The organism is Nonomuraea sp. NPDC003214 (assembly GCF_053590035.1).
Map to the genome: position 1 here is coordinate 201,099 of NZ_JBSFSX010000006.1, position 17,827 is coordinate 218,925.

Genomic DNA, 17,827 nt, shown 5'->3' on the forward strand with positions numbered 1-17,827 from the left:
TGGGCGTGGCGTGTTATCACTCCTCCGGATGGATACGTATAGTGACGACTCAATGGCAGTTCGTGATCAAGGGGAGATCATGAAGGGTATTCTTATCGTCGCCGGGGGCGCGCTTCTGGCGGCGGCCGCCATGGCCGGTCCGGCCGCGGCGAACGTCAGCGACAGCTCGAACGTGTGCTACTACGGCGCCGAAGGCTCCAGCTCGTGGCTCAACGTCGACCACAACTCGGTCAAGGCGGGCTCGAAGCTGTTCGAGGCCTGCAAGGGCCACCACCACTACTACAACCGGGACAACGACGCCGACCGCGGCGACTACGGCGACTTCGGCCGCTGGAACAACGCCGACCGCTGGGAGGACAGCGGCTGGGACGGCTACGACGGCTGGCGCGACTGACCTGCCTCGCCGGCGCCGGTCTGGGATTCCAGGCCGGCGCCGGCCCATGCCCGCTCCCGGCGGGGCCGCAGCACGCCGGCGCACGCGCCCATGACGAGCGTGACGCAGGCGAGCAGCCCGAACGCCACCGGGAACGAGGTGGCTCCGGCCACCCAGCCGGTGACGGCGGGCGCGGCCAGCCCTGACAGGTATGTGATCGTCGCCACCCCGGCGACGCCCTGCCCCGGTGTCGGCCCCGCGTTCCCGGCGGCGGCGAACACCAGCGGCACGGTGACCGCCACCCCGACGCCGACGAGCGCGAACCCGGCCACGGCCGCCGCCGGGACGTGGGCGGTGGCGACGACGAGCGCGCCCGCCGTGGCGAGCGCAGCCCCGCCCCGCACCGCGAGCACCGGCCCCAGCCGCCGCACGATCGCGTCGCCGCACAGCCGGGTGACGACCATGAACGCGGCGAAGACGGCGTACGTGGCCGCGCCGAGCCCTTCGCCCGCGCCGGTGACCTCGACGGTGTAGACGGCGGCCCACTGCGCCCCGGACAGCTCGGTGACCGTGGCGCAGAGCCCGACCAGGCCGATCGCCAGGATCGCCCGCGACGGCACCGCGAACCGGGGCGGCGCCTGCTCCCCCGGCTCGGGCCGCACGTCGGGCAGCCCGCGCGTCACGGCCAGCCCCGCCAGCAGCAGCGTTCCGGCCATGAGCGCCAGGTGCGCCCGCGCGTCGATCGCCGCCGCCGCGACCGCCGCCCCGGCGCCGGCCCCGGCGAAGTTGCCGACGCTCCACATGCCGTGCAGGCCCGACATGATCGACCGGCCCAGCCGCCGCTCGACGACGACGCCCTGGGCGTTCATCACCACGTCGCAGGCGCCGGCGGCGGCCCCGTACACGAGCAGGGCGGCGCACAGCCACGGCAGGCCGGGAGCGAGCGCGGGCAGCGCGAGCGCCGTCCCCCACAGCGCGAGCAGCGCCCGGGTGGCGGCCCGCCCGCCGAAGCGGTGCGCGAGCCGCCCGGCCGTGGGCATCGCCACGAGCGCGCCGAGCGCCGGGCACAGCAGCGCGAGGCCGAGCACCGCGGGATCGAGGCCGAGATGGTCCTGGATCCACGGCATCCTGGTGGCCAGGCTGCCGCCGACGGCGCCGTGGACCGCGAAGACCCCGGCGATCGCACGATGATGGGGGTGTCTCATGCGAGGTAAATTATCAGGCAGGGTTCCTAATGAATAGAGGGGCAACGTGCGCACCGCCACACCGAGTACGGCCCGGGCCATCAACGACCGGCTGGCCCTGGACCTGCTGCTGGAGCGCGGGCCGCTGACCGCGCCGCAGATCAGGGCGCTGACCGGGCTGTCGCGGCCGACGGTCTCCGACCTGATCGAGCGGCTGCAGGCCAACGGGCTGATCGAGGCGGGCGGCGAGGCCGGGGGCCACCGGCGGGGCCCGAACGCCCGCCTGTACCGGATCGTGGCCGGGCGGGCGCACGTGGCCGGCGTGGACGTGCGCCGCGACGCCGTCACCGTGACCGTGGCCGACCTGACCGGCGCCACCACCGGCGCGGCCGGGCGCGAGGTGGGCGCGGGCGGCGACGGCGCGAACGGGACGGGCGACACGAGCGACACGGGTGACACGGGTGACATCGCCGAGCTGGTCGCCGGCGCGGTGGCCGAGGCGGCCGGGGGGCGGCCCCTGCACGCGGTGGTGGTCGGCGCGCCCGGCCTGGTCGACCCGCGCACCGGCGACCTGTCCCGGCTCAACGACGTGCCGGGCTGGCGCGGCAGCGTGCTGCGGGAGCTGCGGTCCCGGCTGGACGGGCCGGTGGTGCTGGAGAACGAGGTGAACCTGGCGGCGCTGGCCGAGCACCGGGAGGGCGCGGCGGCGGGGCGCGCCGACTTCGTGCTGCTGTGGCTGGACGACGGGGTGGGCGCGGCCGTGGTGCTGGACGGCAGGCTGCGCCGGGGGGTGTCCGGGGGCGCGGGCGAGATCGGCTTCCTCGACGCCGGCGGCGGGCCGCTGTGCGACGTGCTGAACGGCGCGGCCCTGCGCGGGCTGGCGGCCGGCGAGGTGGCGGCGCGGGTGGCGGCGGCGGTGTTCCCGGCGGTGGCGCTGCTGGACCCCGGCCTGGTCGTGCTCGCCGGGGAGGTCGGCCGGGCGGGCGGCGGCGAGCTGGCCGCCCTGGTGACCGACCGGCTGGCGGGGCTCGCGCCGGTGCCCGTCGAGGTGCGGGTCACGGCGATCGAGGACAACCCGGTGCTGCGCGGCGCCGTGGCGACCGGGCTGTCGACGGCCCGCGACGACCTGTTCGGCGCGCCGTAAGCCCTCGGCGGAACCCTCTGGCCGCGCCACCGCCCGCGTGGTCGGCTCGGAGGATGGACGCTGCCTATGACGAGATCGCGGACTGGTACGAAGGGGTGTTCCTGACCGCCGGTGACCCCCTGGGCGCCCAGCGGGTGCTGCGGGAGCTGCTGGGCGAGGGCCGGGGCGCGTGCCTGGAGATCGGGTGCGGCACCGGCGTGCACGCGGCGGTGCTGCGCGGGCTGGGCTGGACCCCGGCGGGCGTCGACCTGTCGGCCGGGATGCTGCGGCACGCCCGCGACCGGCTGCCGGCCGCACGGGGAGACGCGGCGCGGCTGCCGGTCCGCGACGCCTGCGTCCCGGTGGCGGTCGTGGTGCTGGCGCACACCGACATGCCGGACTATCCGGCCGTGCTGCGCGAGGCGGCCCGGGTGCTGCGGCCGGGCGGCGTGCTCGTGCACGTGGGGCTGCACCCGTGCTTCTGCGGCGGGTTCGCCGACCGGGGCGACCCGGAGGCCGTGGTGATCCGCCCCGGCTACCTGGACCGGCACTGGACGAAGGAGTCGTGGACCGGCGAGGGGGTGCGGGCGAAGGTGGGCGCGAGCCACTGGCCGGTGGCGGAGCTGCTGAACGCCTTCGTGGCGGCGGGGCTGGCGCCGGAGCGGTTCGCCGAGTCGGGCGGCCCGGTCCCGATGGTGCTGGCGGTCCGGGCCCGCAAACTCTTCTAGTACGCTTGTACATGTACAGACGTACTAGCCCGGAGGGGCCGTCATGGCTTACCTGTTCCTCGCCCTCGCCATCGCCGCCGAGGTGCTGGCCACCAGCCTGCTCAAGTCGACCGAGGGGTTCACCAGGCTGTGGCCGACGCTCGGCTGCCTGGCCGCCTACGCCGGCGCGTTCTACATGCTCACCCAGGCGCTGACGCGGGGGCTGGGCGTGGGCTTCTCCTACGCCGTGTGGTCGGGGCTGGGCACCACGCTGATCGTGGTCATCGGCGTCCTGTTCCTGAGCGAGCCGCTGAACTGGGCCAAGGTCGTGGGCGTGGCGCTCGTGGTGGCCGGGGTGGTCACCCTCCAGCTCGGCGGTGCGCATTGAGCGCCGCGCGCAACCCGGCCGAGCGCCGCCGCCGCATCGTCGAAGCCGCCTGCGGCCTGATCCCCGAGGTCGGGGTGGGCGGGCTGACGCACCGGCTGGTGGCCGCGCGGGCGGACGTCCCGCTGGGCGCCACGACGTACTACTTCAAGACGCTCGGAGACCTGGTCGAGGCCGCGCTGGAGGCGGCGGCCGAGCTGACCGCCGAGTGGCTGCGCCGCTGGGCGGGCGAGCTCGCCTCCGCCGCCGACGTGCCCGCCACGCTGGCCGCGCTCACCGCCGCCTACCTGCGCGAGCGCGACCGGATGGTGACATGGAACGAGATGTACGCCGCCGCCGGGCACCGGCCCGAGCTGCGGCCGCTGGCCCGGGCGTGGAACGACGGCCTGACCGAGGTCCTCGCCGCGCACGTCGGCCCCGAGGCGGCGCGCCGGGCCGCCGTGTTCGTCGACGGCGCCGTCATGCACGCGCTCGTCAACGACGACCCGCTCGACCAGGACGCCCTGGCCGGGGCCCTGGCCGCGCTCATGGCTCAGCCGTAGAGCCGCTCCAGCCACGTACGCCAGGCCGGGCCCGGGTCGGCGGGGCCGCCGAACAGGTGGTGGGAGGCCACCATCGAGCCGCCCCGGCCCTGGATGAACCGGTAGAGGCCGTCGCCGGTGCGCACGCCGAGGGTCTGGGCGTTGGCGAAGTAGACGACGCCCGTCTGACCGGCGGGCTCCAGGAACACCTTGTCGCCCGGCCGGGGGTCGCCGAGCTGCTCGTACAGGGTCCGCCAGGCGCGCGGCCAGTCGGTGACGGGCGGCCCGAACTCCGTGACCGGCGTGGCGGACCGCCCGGCGAAGTGGCCGAGGTATTCGACCAGCGTGGCGAAGAACAGCGCGAGGCCGGTGGACATCGCCTCGTACTCGCCCTCCCAGTCGTCGCCCGGCAGGAAGCCGCTGGTGACCAGGCGGACGGAGGTGCTGCCCCGGTCGCGGCCCTCGATCAGGAAGTCGTAGGCGACGAAGCGCCCGTCGGGGGCGGGCTCGGAGCCGTGCGTGAAGCGGTGCGGCGGGTCGGCCGTGGTGACGACGGAGCCGGGCAGGGCGGCGCCGCCGAAGGCGGTGCGGACCACGCCGCCGTCCACCTCGTTGCGGCCCATGAACCAGGCGTCGATGCCCGGCCCGGTGGCGATGGCCTCCCACACCTGCTCGGGCGTGGCCTCGACCAGGGCCTCCTGGGGGATCTCGAACTCGTGGCCCATGTCAGCCCTCCTTGACCGAGGGGTGCACGGCCAGGACCAGGCGATGATCGCGGCCGCCCTCGGCGGATTCGTCATGATATTTCGCGACCAGGGTGGTGACGGCCTGGGTCAGCTCCTCGGCGAACGCCGCCCGGTCGGCCGCCGACGCGAACCGAACCTCGCCGTCGATCGCGAACGTCGCCACCCGCTTGCGCGCCTCGGTCGCGCCGGTGATGAGCGCGCCCACGTCACGGACGAGCTGGGCGGCCAGCGCCAGCAGCCAGCGCGCCGACAGCCGGTCGGGCGACCGGGCCGGGTCGGGCTGCACGGCGGCCAGCGCCAGCGGCGAGATCACGAACGACGCGGCCTTGGCCTGCATCACCCGCTCGGTCACGTTGCCCTTCTTGCGCTCCTCGACGAGCTCGACCAGGCCGTGCTTCTCCAGCGTGCGCAGATGGTAGTTGACCTTCTGCCGGGCCAGGCCGACCTTGGCGGCCAGGGTCGTCGCCGAACCGGGCTCGACCAGCTCGGCGAGCAGCCTGGAGCGCATGGGGTCGAGCGACGCCTCGGCCGCCTCGGCGTCCTCGATCACTGCGACTTCGTGCATGGGGCCACGATGGCACCGAAAAAATAAGTTGTCAAACGCTCGCATCGCGGAAGCTGTTCTTCCGCATTGGTCACTACGGTGGCGGCATACGGAACGAAGGAGTGCGTGATGGTGGAGATGACGTGGCGTCAGATCAGCGCCCGGCGGCTGGCCAGGGCGGGGCTGGCCGAGCCGGCCGCGGCGACGCCCGCCGAAATGGTCGCGGCCATGTGCGGGGCGCACGCGCAGGTGATGTCGGCGGCCGAGCTGTCGATCGCGCTCCGGCTGCGGGACGCCACGCGCGCGGACGTGCGGACGGCGCTGTGGGAGGAGCGCAGCCTGGTCAAGACGCACGGGCCGCGCGGCACCGTGCACCTGCTGCCCGCCCGCGACCTGCCCGCGTGGACCGGGATGCTGTCCTCGCCGCCCCCCGGGAACGCCCTGTTCCCCGGCGAGAGGGGGATGACGGCCGAGCAGGTCGAGGAGGTGGTGGCGGCGATCGCCAAGGCGGTGGACGGCACCCACCTGACGATCGACGAGCTGAGCGACGCCGTGATCGCCGCCACCGGCCCGTGGGCGGGCGACCTGGTGATGCCGGCGTTCCAGGGCATGTGGCCGCGCTGGCGGCAGGCGCTGGGGGTGGCGGCGCACCGGGGCGCGTTCGTGTACGGCCCGGCGCGGGGCCGCAAGGTCACCTACACCGGCCCGCCGGAGGGCTTCCGGCCCGCCGCCGGCGACGACGGGCCGCTGCGCGCCTTCCTCCACGCGTACGGGCCCGCGACCCCGGAGCAGTTCGCCCGCTGGCTGGGCGCGCCGAAGGCGTGGGCCGTCGCGCTGTTCGCCTCGGCGGGGCTGGAGGAGGTGTCGTTCGAGGGGTCCCCGGCGTGGGTGCTGCCCGGCGACACCGAGGTCCCGGCCGGTCCGCCGTCCGGGGTGCGGCTGCTGCCGTACTTCGACGCGTACGTGGTGGCGGGGCGGCCCAGGGAGCTGCTGTACGCGGGGGCCGCGGCGGGGCGGGCGCTCTCGGGCGGGCAGGCGGGCAACTACCCGGTGCTGCTCGTGGACGGGCAGGTGGCCGGGGTGTGGCACCAGCGCCGCTCCGGGTCGCGGATCGACGTCACGGTGGAGCCGCTGCGCGAGCTGGACGCGGGCCGGCTCGGCGAGTTGCGCGAGCAGGTGGACCGGGTGGGTGCCATCCTGGAGGCCCGGGCGCGGCTCACCGTCGGCACGGTGACCGTCGGTCCGCACGCCTAGGCACATTCTTGGCCCGTTTTTGGGCTTGAGGCCGGGCATCCGGCGGTACGCCCTCTGGGACAGCCCTGTGCGAGGAGTTCCGCGATGGCAGGCCAGCCGCATACCCGGGCCCGTACCGCCTGCACCAGCCGCGCGCCGGCGAGGCCCCACGGAGGCCGCCGCGCGCCCGTGCCGGCCCACCGGGACCGGGCGCCCGCGCGGGCGTGCCGCGTGGCGCGCTCCCGGACCTGGCGCTGCGTCTGGGATCCACCGCGCTCCCCCGGGGTCGCGCGGCCGTCCGCCGCGATGCCGCCTTCTGTCACGAGCCCGTCCCGCGCGGTGCGGCCGTACGCCCGCGCCGTCCGCGCGTGCGGGCGGCCGGCAGCGCGGCGGCGCGTGACGGTACGCGTCCGAGTGGAAGGACGGTGCGAGCCACGGCGGCCGCGCAAGGGCGTCAGGCTGCCGCGCGACCGTTTACGAACCGGGCGGGGAGGCTCAGGCCGCCAGCCACTCCTTGACCCCCGAGCGCAGGCGTTCCTTGAGCTCGGGGCGGGCGAAGGAGGCGTCGATCCCGGCCAGGGCCAGCTCCGCCAGCACCTCGTCCCCGTACCCGAAGACCTCCCGGACCCGCGCGTACTCGGCGGCGAGCTCGGTCTCGCCGTCGGTGTTGAGCGTGACGGCGAGCCCCGCCTCGCGCAGCCGCGGCAGCGGGTGGGCGGCGAGCGAGGGGACGATGCCGAGCAGGACGTTGGACGTGGGGCACACCTCCAGCGGGACGCCCCGCTCGCGCAGCTCCGCCACCAGCGACGGATCCTCCAGCACGCGGATGCCGTGGCCCAGCCGCTCGGCGTGGCCCAGCGTGAGGGCCTCGCGGACGCTGGCGGGCCCGGCGAACTCGCCCGCGTGGTGCACCAGCCGGAGCCCGGCGTCCCTGGCCGCGTCGAACACCTCGGCGAACGGGGCCAGCGGGTGGCTCTCGTCACCGGCCAGCCCGATGCCGATCACCGCGTCGTAGCGGCGGGCCAGCTCGAAGGTGGCCCAGAGCCGTTCGACGGGCCGGCGGCGCGAGTGGTCGAGCAGCACGCGGCACTCGACGCCGTAGCGGGAGCCGCCTTCGGCCAGGCCGTCGAGCACCGCCTCCAGCGGCATCTCCGGCGCGCCGAGCCGCTCGCCGTGGGAGGCGGCGGTGAACGTGACCTCGGTGTAGCCGGTGCCCTGGGCGGCCTCGTCGGCGCAGAACTCCAGGGCGATCCGGCGGAAGTCGTCCGCGGTGCGCAGCAGCCCGCGCACCAGCGCCCGGCGGTCGGCGAACTCGCGGAAGCTCGAGAAGCCCCGCTCGGGCCCCTGTCCGGGCGGGGCCTCGCCGCCGAGGTCGCGCACGGTCTCCGGGCGTACGGTGCTCTCCAGGTGGACGTGCAGGTGAGCCTTGGGCAGCAGGCGTACGTCTCTCACGCGCGCCACCCTAGGACACCGGCGGTCAGCTCCTGCGGGTGACCCGGATCTTCGACTGCTTGTGCGGGGTGCGCTCCCAGTCGTCCATGAACACCGCGTCGAGCCCGTGCTGCCCGGCCAGCCGCACCAGCGTCTCGGTGCGGTAGTAGAAGTCCTCGCGCAGCACCTGGTGCTCCTTGCCCTCGGTGCGGTCGAAGGTGAAGTCGAACCAGCCGTCGGGCCGCATGATCCGCCCGACGTGGGCGAAGCACTCGTCGATCACCTCCAGCGGCGAGTGCGAGAAGACGCTGTGCGCGTGCACGACGTCGAAGTGCTCGTCCGGCAGGAACGCGAAGCGCAGGTCGCGGACCGGGGTGAGGTGCGGCAGCTTGTCGCGCAGTCCGTGGTCGGCGACGGTGTCCTGCGCGGCCATGAGGATGTCGGGCGAGATGTCGATGCCGTAGTAGTTGCCGGTGTGCAGGTAGTCGATGAACAGCCGGCCGGCCCGCAGGTTGCCGCAGCCGATCTCCAGCATCCGGCACTCGGGCTTGAGCCCGTGCTCCAGCAGGTAGTCGAACTGCATCTGGCCCAGGGCCAGCCAGCGCTTGTGCGTGTGGGAGCCGACCGCGCCCTCGGGGCTGCGCGCGGTGTCGGACCGCATGACCGCCCGGTAGTAGGAGATGTGGTCGCGGCTGTGCAGGCGCAGCCAGGTGTCGCGGGCCAGCCGCCGCAGGTGCGGGATCACCTTGTGCGGGTGCCTGAGCGCGTAGGACGCCTGGTGCGCCAGGCTCGAACGGGGGCGTGTCACGAGGGGCACCGCCAAAAGTCAGTGGACTGGGCCTTCATGATGGGAATGTAAGTCAGCTACCCGGCCGTGCCCTCGGCTCACGTGACAATCTTGGATGCCCGTTTGCCCAGGCTTTCTGGGCGGCGGAGCGCCCGCTGGGAGTTCGATGCCACACGTCCGTTACGCGACCGCCGCCGCCCCGGCGCGGGGCGGCGAGCACCGCAACGAGGACTACGTCGTCGCCGGGCCGTCGTGGGTGGCGCTGTTCGACGGGGCGAGCGCGCCGCCCGGCGTCCCGTCCGGGTGCGTGCACGACGTGCGGTGGCTGGTGCGGGCGCTGGCCATCGGGGTGGCGGCGCGGATGGACGGCGGCGAGCCGCTGGCGGACGTGCTGGCCGGGGCGATCGCGGACGTGATGGCGCGGCACGCGGGCACCTGCGACCTGTCGAACCCCGATTCGCCGTCGGCCACGGCCGCGCTGGCCCGGCTGCGCGGCGACCGGCTCGACTACCTGGTGCTGTGCGACTCGGCGATCGGGTTGCGGGGGCGCGACGGCGGCGTGACGGTGGTGCGCGACGACCGGCTCGACCGCCTGCCGGGCGGGCGGCCGTACTCGGTGGAGCTCGTGTCGTCGCTGCGCAACCGGCCGGGCGGCTTCTGGGTGGCGAGCACCTGCCCGTCGGCCGCCGCGCGGGCGCTGACCGGCACGGCCGAGGCCGCCGGGCTGAGCGGGGTCGCGCTGTTCACCGACGGCGTCACGCGGCTGGCCGACTGGTACGGGCGCGCCTGGGCGGACCTGGTCGAGGGGGCGCGGGAGCCGGAGGCGCTGATCGCCGAGGTGCGCCGTCTGGAGCGCGAGCGCGGCCCGGTCAGCGGCAAGCGCCACGACGACGCGACGGCGGCCTGGATGTCCGTGAGTGCTGTCCTGTGAGCCGGCCTGGGCCGACTCTGAGACGGCGGTCACAACCTGTCGTAGGCGTTGGGTAGCTTGAAGGGGAAGACACGCTTTGGAGGTCGATGGCCCGCCCCTGTGACGCCCGATCCCGTCCGACCCGAGCGAGGAGATTGTCTTGACCCAAACAGCAGAGGCTCTCGAACTGGACGAAACCCCCGCTGACGGCGTGTCCGTCAGCGCCGATTCCGTCAAGACATACCTGAAGGAGATCGGGCGGGTGCCCCTCCTGACCGCCGATCAGGAGATCGAGCTGGCCAAGCGGATCGAGGCCGGGCTGTTCGCCAGGGAGCGCCTCGACACCGAGCCCGGCCTCGACCGCGAGCTGCGGGCCGACCTGGAGTGGATCGCCGACGACGGCGAGCGGGCCAAGCGCCGCATGCTGGAGGCCAACCTGCGGCTGGTGGTGTCGATCGCCAAGCGCTATACGGGCCGCGGGATGCTGTTCCTCGACCTGATCCAGGAAGGCAACCTGGGGCTGATCCGCACGATCGAGAAGTTCGACTACCGCCTGGGCTACAAGTTCTCCACCTACGCCACCTGGTGGATCAAGCAGGCGATCACCCGGGCGATGGCCGACCAGGCGCGGACGATCCGCATCCCGGTGCACATGGTCGAGCTGATCAACAAGGTGGCGCGGGCCCAGCGGCGCCTGCAGATCGACCTGGGCCGCGAGCCCACCCCCGAGGAGATCGCGGCCGAGACCGAGCTCGACCCGGCGCGGGTCGTCGAGGTGCAGGGCTACGGCCGCGAGCCGATCTCGCTGCACACGCCGCTGGGTGAGGAGGGCGACAGCGAGTTCGGCGACCTCATCGAGGACACCGAGGCGGTCTCCCCCGCCGACGCCGTCTCCTTCACGCTGCTCCAGCAGCAGTTGCGCGCCCTGCTCGACGAGCTGTCGGAGCGGGAGGCGGGGGTGATCTCGATGCGTTACGGCCTGGTCGACGGCAAGCCGATGACGCTGGACGAGATCGGGCGCATCTACGGGGTGACGCGCGAGCGCATCCGCCAGATCGAGGCCAAGACGATGTCCAAGCTGCGTCACCCGTCACGGGCGATGGCGCTGCGCGACTACCTGGGCTGAGCCGCTACCGGTCCGGACCGACCAGCAGGAGCGACTTGCCGATCGTGCGGCGCTCCTCCAGCGAGACGTGGGCGTCGCGGGCCCGCTCCAGCGGGAAGGTGGCGCCGATGACCGGGCGCAGGCGGCCCCGGGCGACCAGGTCGAGCGCCTCGGCGAGCCATGCCCTGGAGTCCGCCGGGTCGGGCGGCCCCGACGCGAGGGCGTTGACCGCGTCCACGCTGCGGCGCGCGGCCTCCTCCTCGTCGATCTGGGCGAAACCGCCGTCGGCAGTGCCGTAGGTGACGAACCGGCCGCCGTCGGCGACCGCCTCGAACGCCGCGCGGCCGAGCTCGCCGCCCGCGCCGTCGAAGACGAGCCGGGCGCCGCCGCCGGTCAGGTCGCGGACGCGCTCCTGCCAGCCTTCCTCGCTGTAGTCGACGGTGTGCTCGGCGCCCAGCTCGCGGGCGAGGCCGAGCTTGCGCCCGCCCCGGGCGGCGGCGACGACGCGGGCGCCGGCGTCGCGGGCGAGCTGCACGAGCGTCGATCCGGCGCCTCCGGCGGCGGCGGTCACCAGCACCCACTCGTCCTTCTCGGGGGGTCCCAGCCGGGTGAGCATGAGCGCGGTGACGCCGTCGTGCAGGACGGCGGCCGCCTGCTCGAAGCTCACGTTCCCGGGCAGCTCGGTGAGCTCCTCGACGCCGGCGACGACCTGCTCGGCGTAGCCGCTGCCGAGGCTGGCGACGACGCGGCGGCCGGTCCAGCCCGGGTCCACGCCTTCGCCGGTGGAAAGGACGGTGCCCGCGCCGCCGGTGCCGGGCACGTACGGGGGCGTCCTGGGGAACATCTCGACGCCCCAGCCTCGGCGCAGCAGGGTGTCGAGGTAGATGACGTCGGCGGCGGCCAGCCCGATGACGACCTGGCCGGGTCCGGCGACGGGGTCGGGCAGGTCGGTGGCGGCGAGCACGTCGGGTCCGCCGAATTCACGCGCCTGGATCGCACGCACAGGGATCACTCCTCGGAGTCGGTGTCCGTTTCGGTGGACCCAGCCTCCAACCTCAACTTTGGATGAGGTCAAGCGCGATCGCCGCGTCCTTCTCACCGGCGAAGGCCAGCAGCCGCTCGCCCTCGGCGGTCAGCTCCTCCATGACCGGGCCGGGCAGCGGCTGGAAGGGGCGCAGGCGCAGGGTGTCGTCCTTGAGGTCCCACATGCCCGCGACGACGCCGTCGACCAGGAACGTCGGGTGGATGACCGCGCCCACGCAGACGGCCTTGCGCCGCTCGGCGGTCATGAGCCGGGACCGGTCGGCGTAGGCGACGATCAGGTTGTCGAAGTACGGCAGGAACCGTACGGGCGCGGGCGTCTCAGGGTCGGCCAGCGGCGCGTCCGGCAGGTCGTACAGGACGCGCCCGTCCTCGTCGCGGTAGGCGCGCAGGTCCATCGCCTCGATCACCGGGCGCAGCCGGGTCAGCCCGGACCACGCCTGCACGTCCATGACGCCCGCCGGGCCGAAGGCGGCCAGGTAGCGGGTGACCAGGCGTTCCACCGGGGGCGCGGTGTCGAGGGGGCGGCCGAGCCACTCCTCGGCGAGCGTGAACGGGACGGCGCCGCCCCGGTTCCACTCGCCGCTGGGCGGGGTGTGGATCACCGGGAGGACGGCCTGGACGGTCCAGTTGAGCGCGAGCCGGTCGACGCCGGGCCAGCGTTCGGCGAGCAGGTCGCGCACCTGGGTGCGGGTGAGGGTGCGCCCGTTCAGGTGGGCCCGGCTCAGGTGGGTGCGGGCCAGGCGGGCGAGCTCGTCGAGGTCGACGTCGCGCAGCGCGCCGCCGAAGGCGCCCCGCAGGCCGCGTGACAGGCGCGGCTGCAGGAGCGGCCGCAGCCACACGTAGTCGCCGGCCAGCGTCAGGTGCTGGGTGGCGCGCAGCAGCGACCCGCGCACGACCTGCCTGCTGTGGAGCAGACAGGTGAGGTCGTCCTGGGTGAAGGACGACAGCCGCGACCAGAGGCCGTAGTAGGGCGGGTTGACGTCCTGCCCCTGGAGGGCGACCAGCCGTTCGACGGCCTGCGCGGGCGTCATGGCCGAGCGGGCGAGCAGGAGCTGGCGGTCGAGCGTCGTGCGGTTGAGCGTGCGACGGTCGAGTACGCGGCTGTTCGGCGTCATGACGCCCACGGTAGGGACTATCGCGGCAAGGGAGGTTCCGCGTTGAGGAGCTCGTCGAGGGCGGCGCGGAGGTCGGCGGCCAGCTCCCAGGCGTCGGGCACCATGTCGCGGTCGGTGATGACGCCGATGTCGAGCGAGCCGTCGTAGGAGAACGCGGTGATGTTGATGCCGCCGCTCACGTCGGTGATCACCGAGACCGGGTAGAGGCTGAGCAGCCGCGCTCCGCACACGTAGAGCGGGAACTGCGGCCCCGGCACGTTGGAGACGCCGACGTTGATGGGCGGCGCGGTCTGGCCGACGAGCTCGAACGCCGAGCGGGCGGCCAGCCCCATGAGGGCGGCGGGCATCGACTCGCTGAACTCGCGCAGCCAGCGGGCCGGCGACAGCGAGAACCGGTCCTTGATCCGCCGCATCGCCTGCCGCACCTGGGCCAGCCGGGCGGCGGGGTCCTCCAGGTGCACGCCGAGCGGCGCGGTCATGATCGCGACCTGGTTGCCGGGGGCCTCGTCGCCGGCGGCGCGCAGCGAGAGCGGGATGCCGGCGATCAGCGGCTGGCGCGGGACGCCGCCGTGCGCGGCCAGCCAGCGGCGCAGCGCGCCCGCGCACACGGCCATCACCACGTCGTTGACCGTGACGCCGAACGCCTTGCGCACCGCCTTGACCTCCTCCAGCGGCAGCGAGACGAACGAGAAGCGGCGGTGCCGGGAGACCGGGCCGCTGAACGGGGTGCGCGGCGCGGGCAGCACGGGCAGCTCCGGCGCCTGCCCGGTGCCGGCCGCCTTGCGGGCCAGCCGGGCGGCGACGCTGCTGCCGGGCAGCCACGACAGGACGGGGATCTCGTCCAGGTGCGGCACCGCCCGGGCGGCGAACCGCACCGCCTGCGCCGGGTTGCGGGCCATCCTGGCCAGGCCGCGCGCCAGCATCTCGGCGCGGGGCGGCAGCGGCGCGTCGGGCTCCGGCTCGCCCGGGGGCGGCGGCGCGGGCTCGGGGCCGAGGTCGAGCAGCGCGGCCAGCACGTCGGCGCCGCCGATCCCGTCGACGGCCGCGTGGTGGATCTTCGTGTAGAGGCCGGTGCGGCCGCCGGCCAGGCCGTGGATGAGGTAGATCTCCCACAGCGGTCGGCTGCGGTCCAGGCGGCGCGGGTGCAGCCGCGACACCTGCTCGGCGAGCTGCCGGTCGTCGCCGGGCGGCGGCAGGCCGATCTCGCGCACGTGGTAGTCGAGGTCGAGGTCGTCCTCGCGCACCCAGTACGGGTGGTCCAGGTCGAACGGGACGCGGGCGAGCTTGCGGCGCAGCGCGGGCACGTGCGGCAGCCGCGCCTCCAGCAGGGACTGCAGGCTCGCGCGGTCGAGGGGGCCGTCGAGCACGGCCAGGCCGGCGATGTTGGCGACGTTCGTCTCGGTCTCGAAGTGGAGGAATCCCGCGTCGAGGGCGGTCAGCTGGGCCATGTCAGTCCTCCGCGACTTCGAGCGTGCGCTGCGTGGCGTCGGGTTCGGCGAAGGCCAGCAGCGCCGTCGCCTCCTCCTCCAGGACGTCCGGCCGGTGCGGCGCGAACGGGGTGACGATCAGCCTGGCCTTCTTGCCCGAGCGCTTGATCTGCCACGTCCCGGCGGCGAACCCGTCGATCAGGTACGTGGCGCGTACCCGCAGGTTCTTGGTCGTGACCAGGCCCCGGTGCTCGTCGGCGACGATGCGCCTGCGGTCGGCGTGGCCGAGGACGAGCGTGTCGAAGTCGGGCAGGAACCGCACCGGCGCCGGGACGTCGCCGCCCGGCCGGGGCGCGTCCGGCAGGTCGTACAGGACCCTGCCGTCCTCGCCGGTCAGCACCTCCAGCCGGTCGCGCATGCCGTCCAGGACGGGGGCCAGGCCGCCCAGCCCGGACCACGCCTGAAGGTCGGCGGCGGTGGCGGGGCCGAAGGCGGCCAGGTAGCGCTCGGCGAACGCCTCCGCCGAGGGCACCGGGTCGAGGGTGACGCCGGCCGGGGCGAAGGCGGGGTCGCGCGGGAAGCTCCACCGGTCCTGCGTCGGCACCATGACCAGCGGCATCAGCATCCGCACCGCGTAGCCGAGGTGCCGCTGGTCCGCCTCGGGGAACTCCTTGAGCAGCTTCGGCCGCAGCTCGTTGAACGTGTGCGGCCCCTCGGCGAGCAGCCGCGCGGCGGCGGCCACCACGGCGTCGGCGTCGACGCCCTCGAAGCGGCGGGCGGCGGCGGCCAGCACCGGGTGCAGCAGCGGCCGGAACGCGGCGTAGTCGCCGGCGGTCACCAGGTGCAGCGTGGCGCGGTGCAGCGTCGCGCGGACGAGCGTGCCGGCGTGCAGGTCGCGGTGCAGCTCGTCGCGGCCGAACCCGGCAAGCCGCGTCCACACGCCCAGGTACGGCGGGCGCGGCTCCTGCGCCTGGAGACCGGCCAGGCGGTGCACGACGTCGGCCGCGCTGCCCTCGTGGCGTCGCAGGAGGTGCTGGCGGGCCAGGGTGGCCCGGTTGAGGTCGCGCAGGCTGAGCATGAACACATCATGCCTTTCCCCATCGAAGCTGTACGAGCCGCCTACCCCGCTCTCGCCGACGGCCACGCGTATCTGGACGGCGCCGCCGGCACGCAGGTCCCTCAGCCGGTGATCGACGCCATCGCCGGGGCCTACCGAGGCGGCCTCGGCAACGCGGGCGGGGCGTTCCCTGCCGCCCGCCGCTCCGAGGCGATCGTGGCGGCCTGCCGCCAGGCCGTGGCCGACCTGGTCGGCGGGCACCCGGACGGGGTGATCCTGGGGCCCAACATGACGACGCTCACCTATCGGCTGGCCGGCGCGCTGTCACGCGGGTGGGGCCCCGGCGACGAGGTCGTGCTGTCGCGGCTGGACCACGACGCGAACGTGCGGCCGTGGACGGCGACCGGCGCGACCGTCCGGTGGGCGGAGGTCGATCCGGTGACCGGCGAGCTGCCGGTGGAGCAGTACGCCCGGCTCATCGGGCCGCGCACCCGGCTGGTGGCGGTGACGGCGGCGGGCAACGTGCTCGGCACCCGGCCCGACGTGGCCGCGATCAGCGCGCTGGCGCACGAGGCGGGCGCGCTCACGTACGTCGACGGCGTGCACGCCACCGCGCACGGGCCGGTCGACATGCGGGCGCTCGGCGCCGACTTCTACGCGACCAGCGCCTACAAGTGGTCGGGGCCGCACGTCGGCGCGGTGGTCGCCGATCCGGCGCTGCTGGAGACGATCCGGCCGGACAAGCTGGCCCCCGCGCCGGACACGGTGCCGGACCGGTTCGAGCGCGGCACGGCGCCGTTCGCTGACCTGGCCGGGGTGAGCGCCGCCGTGGACCACCTGGCCGGCCTGGTGCCGGGCACGGGGTCGCGGCGCGAGCGGCTGACCGCCTCGCTGGCCGCGGCGGAGGCGCACGAGATGGAGCTGTTCGCGGTGCTGCTGGCGGGCCTGGAGACGATGCCGCACGTCACCCTGTACGGCAAGCCGGCCCGGCGGACGGCCACCGCCTACTTCACCGTCGCCGGGCGCACCCCGCGCCAGGTGGCCGAGCACCTGGCGGCGCGCGGCGTGAACGTGTGGAACGGGCACAACTACGCGTGGGAGCTGACCGGCGTGCTCGGCATCCGCGAGAGCGGCGCGGTGCGGGTCGGGCTGGTCCACTACAACGACCGCTCGGACGTGGACCGGCTGCTGGAAGGGGTGGCCGAGCTGCGGTAGCCGCCGGGCGTCGTGCCGTACCACTGCTTGAACGCCAGGTGGAAGCCCACCGTGGAGCCGTAGCCGACGCGGTGGGCGACGGCGGCGTGCGGGAGCCGGGTGGCGGTGAGCAGCCTGGCGGCCTCGTGCATGCGGCGGGCGGTCAGGTGGCGCATGGGCGTCTCGCCGACGAGCTCGCGGAAGGTCGCGGCGAAGGCCGAGCGGGACAGCCCGGCCTCGGCGGCCAGCGTCTCGACGGTCCACGGCTCGGCGTAGCGGGTCTGCACGGCCAGCAGCGCGGCCCCGACGGCCGGGTGGCGCAGCGCCCGCAGAACGGGCGCGCTCCCCGATCCGGCGTCCGGGCCGGGTCCGGGCTCGGCCAGGGCGGCGCGCAGGGCCAGGACGAAGGCGAGCTCGAAGGCGCGCACGGCCACCAGGGGCAGCCCCGGCTCGCCGCCGTCCCACTCCCGCGCCAGCCCGGCCAGCGTGCCCGCGAGCAGCGGCTGCCGGGCGACGGCGGCCCGGCCGAGCACGAGCACGGGCGGCAGCGCCCGGTAGAGCGGCGGGGCGGGCTCGTCGTAGTGCAGGCCGGCGCAGAGCATGGTGGTGGCCGGGCCGTCCCCGTCGATGCGGACGGCGCCGGTCGCGCCGGGGTCGCGGGCGGGCAGCAGGCTCTCCAGGGGGACGGACGGGCGGCCGGGCGCGTCGGCGAGGCGGTGGGCGGCGCCGTGCGGGAACACGGCCAGGTCCCCGGCGGCGAGCCGGACCGGCGCGGGCAGCCCGGGCAGCTCCACGACGCAGCCGCCGTCCTGGACGTAGTGGATCAGCGCGCACCGCTCCGCCGGGCCGGCCACGCCCCAGGGGGCGCGCACGGTCCAGCGGCTGTGGAAGACGGCCCGCAGGCGCAGGGGTGCGAGAAGCTCGCTCAGCAGATCCATCCG

18 protein-coding genes and 1 pseudogene are annotated in these 17,827 nt (G+C 75.0%); 9 read left to right on the forward strand and 10 right to left on the reverse strand.

What is annotated here, in order from left to right; genetic code table 11:
- Nucleotides 1-79 precede the first annotated feature (79 nt).
- Nucleotides 80-394: a hypothetical protein gene (locus ACWDXC_RS19995; RefSeq protein WP_449983938.1), complete on the forward strand. Its 315-nt coding sequence runs from the start codon at nt 80-82 to the stop codon at nt 392-394.
- Here ACWDXC_RS19995 and ACWDXC_RS20000 read toward each other — a convergent pair.
- Complete coding sequence (locus tag ACWDXC_RS20000) at nt 373-1,578, reverse strand: MFS transporter (protein WP_449983940.1); 1,206 nt, start codon at nt 1,576-1,578, stop codon at nt 373-375. The two genes, ACWDXC_RS19995 and ACWDXC_RS20000, sit on opposite strands and share 22 nt — an antisense overlap.
- A gap of 46 nt (nt 1,579-1,624) precedes the next feature.
- On the opposite strand from ACWDXC_RS20000, the gene ACWDXC_RS20005 reads away from it, so the two are divergent.
- Genes ACWDXC_RS20005 through ACWDXC_RS20020 form a run of 4 tightly spaced genes read left to right on the forward strand, consistent with a single transcriptional unit; the run spans nt 1,625 to nt 4,314 of the window.
- Entirely contained in the window at nt 1,625-2,701 is a 1,077-nt protein-coding gene (locus ACWDXC_RS20005) for an ROK family protein (RefSeq protein ID WP_449983942.1), read from the forward strand.
- 53 nt (nt 2,702-2,754) lie between these two features.
- Nucleotides 2,755-3,408 (forward strand): class I SAM-dependent methyltransferase, encoded by a 654-nt coding sequence (locus tag ACWDXC_RS20010; protein WP_449983944.1) that lies wholly within the window; start codon nt 2,755-2,757, stop codon nt 3,406-3,408.
- A 43-nt stretch (nt 3,409-3,451) separates the two neighbouring features.
- Nucleotides 3,452-3,775, forward strand: a complete 324-nt coding sequence (locus tag ACWDXC_RS20015) for a DMT family transporter (RefSeq protein ID WP_449983947.1) — start codon at nt 3,452-3,454, stop codon at nt 3,773-3,775.
- The gene (locus ACWDXC_RS20020; RefSeq protein WP_449983950.1) at nt 3,772-4,314 is read left to right on the forward strand and encodes a TetR/AcrR family transcriptional regulator; all 543 of its coding nucleotides are present in this window, start codon (nt 3,772-3,774) and stop codon (nt 4,312-4,314) included. The genes ACWDXC_RS20015 and ACWDXC_RS20020 overlap by 4 nt, the downstream gene beginning before the upstream one ends.
- On the opposite strand, the gene ACWDXC_RS20025 is transcribed toward ACWDXC_RS20020, so the two are convergent.
- Both ACWDXC_RS20025 and ACWDXC_RS20030 read right to left on the reverse strand, forming a co-directional pair.
- A complete protein-coding gene (locus tag ACWDXC_RS20025; protein ID WP_449983953.1) occupies nt 4,305-5,018 on the reverse strand; it encodes an SRPBCC family protein in 714 nt (237 codons plus the stop codon). The two genes, ACWDXC_RS20020 and ACWDXC_RS20025, sit on opposite strands and share 10 nt — an antisense overlap.
- A gap of 1 nt (nt 5,019) precedes the next feature.
- Nucleotides 5,020-5,604, reverse strand: coding sequence for an ArsR/SmtB family transcription factor (locus tag ACWDXC_RS20030; RefSeq protein WP_219508120.1), 585 nt, complete (start codon nt 5,602-5,604; stop codon nt 5,020-5,022).
- Nucleotides 5,605-5,712: 108 nt separating this feature from the next.
- Here ACWDXC_RS20030 and ACWDXC_RS20035 point away from each other — a divergent pair, with 108 nt between their 5' ends.
- Nucleotides 5,713-6,837: a winged helix DNA-binding domain-containing protein gene (locus ACWDXC_RS20035; RefSeq protein ID WP_449983958.1), complete on the forward strand. Its 1,125-nt coding sequence runs from the start codon at nt 5,713-5,715 to the stop codon at nt 6,835-6,837.
- 474 nt (nt 6,838-7,311) lie between these two features.
- Here ACWDXC_RS20035 and add read toward each other — a convergent pair whose 3' ends face one another.
- The gene (gene add, locus ACWDXC_RS20040; RefSeq protein WP_449983960.1) at nt 7,312-8,268 is read right to left on the reverse strand and encodes an adenosine deaminase; all 957 of its coding nucleotides are present in this window, start codon (nt 8,266-8,268) and stop codon (nt 7,312-7,314) included.
- A 25-nt stretch (nt 8,269-8,293) separates the two neighbouring features.
- Nucleotides 8,294-9,055, reverse strand: coding sequence for a class I SAM-dependent DNA methyltransferase (locus tag ACWDXC_RS20045; RefSeq protein ID WP_219508115.1), 762 nt, complete (start codon nt 9,053-9,055; stop codon nt 8,294-8,296).
- Between the two features lie 145 nt (nt 9,056-9,200).
- On the opposite strand from ACWDXC_RS20045, the gene ACWDXC_RS20050 reads away from it, so the two are divergent.
- Both ACWDXC_RS20050 and ACWDXC_RS20055 read left to right on the forward strand, forming a co-directional pair.
- Nucleotides 9,201-9,965, forward strand: coding sequence for a protein phosphatase 2C domain-containing protein (locus tag ACWDXC_RS20050; protein WP_449983963.1), 765 nt, complete (start codon nt 9,201-9,203; stop codon nt 9,963-9,965).
- A gap of 112 nt (nt 9,966-10,077) precedes the next feature.
- Nucleotides 10,078-11,070: pseudogene (locus tag ACWDXC_RS20055) on the forward strand (RNA polymerase sigma factor); the annotation flags it as partial.
- Nucleotides 11,071-11,074: 4 nt separating this feature from the next.
- Here ACWDXC_RS20055 and ACWDXC_RS20060 read toward each other — a convergent pair.
- From ACWDXC_RS20060 to ACWDXC_RS20075, 4 genes are read right to left on the reverse strand one after another with little or no spacing between them, the layout of a single operon-like run.
- Complete coding sequence (locus tag ACWDXC_RS20060; RefSeq protein ID WP_449983966.1) at nt 11,075-12,052, reverse strand: zinc-binding dehydrogenase; 978 nt, start codon at nt 12,050-12,052, stop codon at nt 11,075-11,077.
- A 52-nt stretch (nt 12,053-12,104) separates the two neighbouring features.
- The gene (locus tag ACWDXC_RS20065; protein ID WP_449983969.1) at nt 12,105-13,208 is read right to left on the reverse strand and encodes a winged helix DNA-binding domain-containing protein; all 1,104 of its coding nucleotides are present in this window, start codon (nt 13,206-13,208) and stop codon (nt 12,105-12,107) included.
- Between the two features lie 17 nt (nt 13,209-13,225).
- Entirely contained in the window at nt 13,226-14,656 is a 1,431-nt protein-coding gene (locus ACWDXC_RS20070) for a WS/DGAT/MGAT family O-acyltransferase (protein WP_449983971.1), read from the reverse strand.
- A gap of 1 nt (nt 14,657) precedes the next feature.
- On the reverse strand, nt 14,658-15,713 hold the full coding sequence (locus ACWDXC_RS20075) for a winged helix DNA-binding domain-containing protein (protein ID WP_449983974.1): 1,056 nt from the start codon (nt 15,711-15,713) through the stop codon (nt 14,658-14,660).
- A gap of 9 nt (nt 15,714-15,722) precedes the next feature.
- Here ACWDXC_RS20075 and ACWDXC_RS20080 point away from each other — a divergent pair, with 9 nt between their 5' ends.
- The gene (locus tag ACWDXC_RS20080; RefSeq protein WP_449983976.1) at nt 15,723-16,907 is read left to right on the forward strand and encodes a cysteine desulfurase-like protein; all 1,185 of its coding nucleotides are present in this window, start codon (nt 15,723-15,725) and stop codon (nt 16,905-16,907) included.
- On the opposite strand, the gene ACWDXC_RS20085 is transcribed toward ACWDXC_RS20080, so the two are convergent.
- On the reverse strand, nt 16,850-17,824 hold the full coding sequence (locus tag ACWDXC_RS20085) for an AraC family transcriptional regulator (RefSeq protein ID WP_449983979.1): 975 nt from the start codon (nt 17,822-17,824) through the stop codon (nt 16,850-16,852). The two genes, ACWDXC_RS20080 and ACWDXC_RS20085, sit on opposite strands and share 58 nt — an antisense overlap.
- Nucleotides 17,825-17,827: the final 3 nt, after the last annotated feature.

Bases quoted from the DNA above. Each gene is read 5' to 3' on its own strand.
- ACWDXC_RS19995 (WP_449983938.1), top strand. From the start codon at position 80: ATGAAGGGTATTCTTATCGTCGCCGGGGGCGCGCTTCTGGCGGCGGCC.
- ACWDXC_RS20000 (WP_449983940.1), bottom strand. From the start codon at position 1,578: ATGAGACACCCCCATCATCGTGCGATCGCCGGGGTCTTCGCGGTCCAC.
- ACWDXC_RS20010 (WP_449983944.1), top strand. From the start codon at position 2,755: ATGGACGCTGCCTATGACGAGATCGCGGACTGGTACGAAGGGGTGTTC.
- ACWDXC_RS20015 (WP_449983947.1), top strand. From the start codon at position 3,452: ATGGCTTACCTGTTCCTCGCCCTCGCCATCGCCGCCGAGGTGCTGGCC.
- ACWDXC_RS20025 (WP_449983953.1), bottom strand. From the start codon at position 5,018: ATGGGCCACGAGTTCGAGATCCCCCAGGAGGCCCTGGTCGAGGCCACG.
- ACWDXC_RS20030 (WP_219508120.1), bottom strand. From the start codon at position 5,604: ATGCACGAAGTCGCAGTGATCGAGGACGCCGAGGCGGCCGAGGCGTCG.
- ACWDXC_RS20035 (WP_449983958.1), top strand. From the start codon at position 5,713: ATGGTGGAGATGACGTGGCGTCAGATCAGCGCCCGGCGGCTGGCCAGG.
- ACWDXC_RS20050 (WP_449983963.1), top strand. From the start codon at position 9,201: ATGCCACACGTCCGTTACGCGACCGCCGCCGCCCCGGCGCGGGGCGGC.
- ACWDXC_RS20065 (WP_449983969.1), bottom strand. From the start codon at position 13,208: ATGACGCCGAACAGCCGCGTACTCGACCGTCGCACGCTCAACCGCACG.
- ACWDXC_RS20070 (WP_449983971.1), bottom strand. From the start codon at position 14,656: ATGGCCCAGCTGACCGCCCTCGACGCGGGATTCCTCCACTTCGAGACC.
- ACWDXC_RS20075 (WP_449983974.1), bottom strand. From the start codon at position 15,713: ATGCTCAGCCTGCGCGACCTCAACCGGGCCACCCTGGCCCGCCAGCAC.
- ACWDXC_RS20080 (WP_449983976.1), top strand. From the start codon at position 15,723: ATGCCTTTCCCCATCGAAGCTGTACGAGCCGCCTACCCCGCTCTCGCC.
- ACWDXC_RS20085 (WP_449983979.1), bottom strand. From the start codon at position 17,824: ATGGATCTGCTGAGCGAGCTTCTCGCACCCCTGCGCCTGCGGGCCGTC.